The organism is Anaerolineales bacterium (assembly GCA_022866145.1).
In the GTDB taxonomy this organism is placed as follows: Bacteria; Chloroflexota; Anaerolineae; order Anaerolineales; family E44-bin32; genus PFL42.
In genome coordinates this window covers 1-2336 of record JALHUE010000014.1, presented here as the reverse complement: position 1 = coordinate 2336, position 2336 = coordinate 1, and the positions used below count along the sequence as shown (strand labels likewise).

Here is a 2336-nt window from a genome sequence, read left to right as displayed (position 1 = left end):
CGCGCAAGGATGACACCCGGGCCCCTCCCCTCACGCAGGGTGCTGAGCAACGGGAACGCAGTCGCGCTTCTCGGGCGTACGCGCCAGATGATCGGCCACCGTCTCGCCCCTATCGACACGTCTATCCGATCATCTGCTCGTCAGTCAATCCGCCGCAGGTTGGCCCGCCACCACGCGATCGACCTCGCCCCGACTCGGACGGGGTTGGAGGCGGGATGATCCGGCAGGATCGCGATACGATCCAATACCTCGCGGCCGTCTGTTTCTTCCTGTTCTTCCTGGTGGGCTACAGCACACCCCAACCCACGCTCCGGACTGTGGCCGTGGTGGTTGCTGCGTCTGCCCTGGCGGCATGGATCGTCCGCAGAATGCGTTCGAGGCGTCCCATTCTATGGCCGCGTCCGGCCATACCTATTGTTGTCTTCGTCGCTTGGTGCTTCCTCCTTGTCTGGAAATCCCCGCTCCCCCTTGCCGGGCTGGAGCGCGCGCTCACGGCATTAGTCCTCGTGACAGGATTCCTGATTGTCTCCGACGGACTATCCGGGGGATGGAAGCCACGGATCTGGGAAAACGCTCTGTTCACGTTCGGTGTGGTTTTCGTAGTACTCGAACTCGCCTTGTGGGCAGTGTGGTATGTCAACTGGTGGAGGGGGAGCGGGGTGTGGTTATCCGCACCGCCGATCGGCTATCGGGCAACGGGCCTCGTGCTGGGTCACCCGAATGTCCTGGCAGGCTTCCTCTGCATTATCCTCCCCTTGATCCTGGGCCGCGTTCTCGATGCTGACCGTCGACGTAGAATCGCAGGTTGGACCGCCCTTGGGATCCTGCTGCTAGCCGGGCTGTATCTCACATCCTCAAGAAGCGGATGGCTGGCCTGCCTGGCAGGGCTGGGAGCCACGTTTCTGCTCTCATACGGACGACGGCTTGTCCCGCGCTCCCGCAGCCTGCGCTCGCTTGCCGGCGGAGCCCTCATTGTCCTGACAACGGTCGTTCTGGTTGTGGCAGGCATGATTTACCTGCTGCAGCGATCCCAACTAACCCCGGGCCACGCCTCGCTCCAATCACCCCGCGCTCAAATCTGGCGACCTGCTCTTCAGATCATCGCCAGTTCCCCGCTAGCGGGACACGGGATAGGATCGTTTCCTGTTCTCTTTGCCGTGCAGACAGGGATCCCGCCTGGATTCGCGACCAGCCACGCACATAACGCCCTCCTTCAGGTGGCCGCAGAGACCGGCTTCATCGGGGTACTCGTGGTTCTCTGGGCCAGCGTCGAGGTGGTTCGCGCGTTGCTTCATGCATGGCCTGGGCCTTCACGTTCAGATCGAATCATGCTTTCTGCGTACATTGGAGGACTTCTGGCAGCCTCTCTGCATCACGTGGCAGACTTCCTCTTTGAGTCAGCCGTCTATACAGCCGCGTTTCTTGTTGTCTTGGCGCTCGTTCTCCGCTACCTCACCGGGAGGGATCGATTCACAGTGAGCCGCACGCTGGCGATGGCTGGCAGCCTAATCGCCTTGGCGCTGTACGTTGTCGGCAGCGCACTGGTGCTGCGCGGAGGGCAGATCTATTGGCGGGGCGTGGCGTCCGGCAGGGCTGGTCAGTGGCAGGTGGCGGCCACCGAGCTCTGCTCGGCGGCGAGGACCCAGCCACAGAACACGCTGTACTCCTTTCAATGCGGGTTGGCACTGGCCAATCTGGCCTCCTCAAGCGGCGACCTCGAGGCGCTAGAGTCCGCAATCTCCATCTATCGCTCTGCGCTTGAGATGGATCCAGCATGGCCAGTTCACTGGGCCAACCTGGCTGCGCTCGAGTGGTCGTCGGGACGGAAGACGGACGCGATCGCTCACATGGGGGTCGCCTCCGAGGCTGCGCCTGGCAATGCGGTTCTGGCCCTCAACCTGGGGCTGTATCAGGAGGCAGCCTCCAATGACGATGCGGCTGTCGCTGCATATCGCAAAGCGATCCAGGCCGACCCGTGGCTGGCTCTGCGGCTTGGAGTCGTTGGATCCCGAGGGTGGAACGCCGCCTTGCTGGCGGAAGCCGACCATCTGGCAGGCATCGGCGCCCTGTCGCCGACATACGCGGCCTGGGCAGAGTTGTCCTCTGATCCTGACGGCGCGCTGTCCCTCTTCCGGGACGCCACCCGCGCTGAGCCCATGAGCGCGATGGCGCATGCTGGCCTGTCGATCGCGGAACAGGAAGCGGGAAACAGCGTTGCCGCCACGGAACACATGCGGGTGGCGCTTGCCCTTGGAGGGAACGATCCCACAGTGGTGGATGCAGCAGGGCGACTTGCCCGGCTTCAAGGGAACGAGGCATTGGCTACTGAACGGATT

1 protein-coding gene is annotated in these 2336 nt (G+C 63.2%); it reads left to right on the top strand.

What is annotated here, in order from left to right; genetic code table 11:
- Window positions 1-215 precede the first annotated feature (215 nt).
- Window positions 216-2336, top strand: a 2121-nt coding sequence (locus tag MUO23_00470) for an O-antigen ligase family protein (protein MCJ7511424.1), incomplete at its 3' end; no start/stop codon positions are given.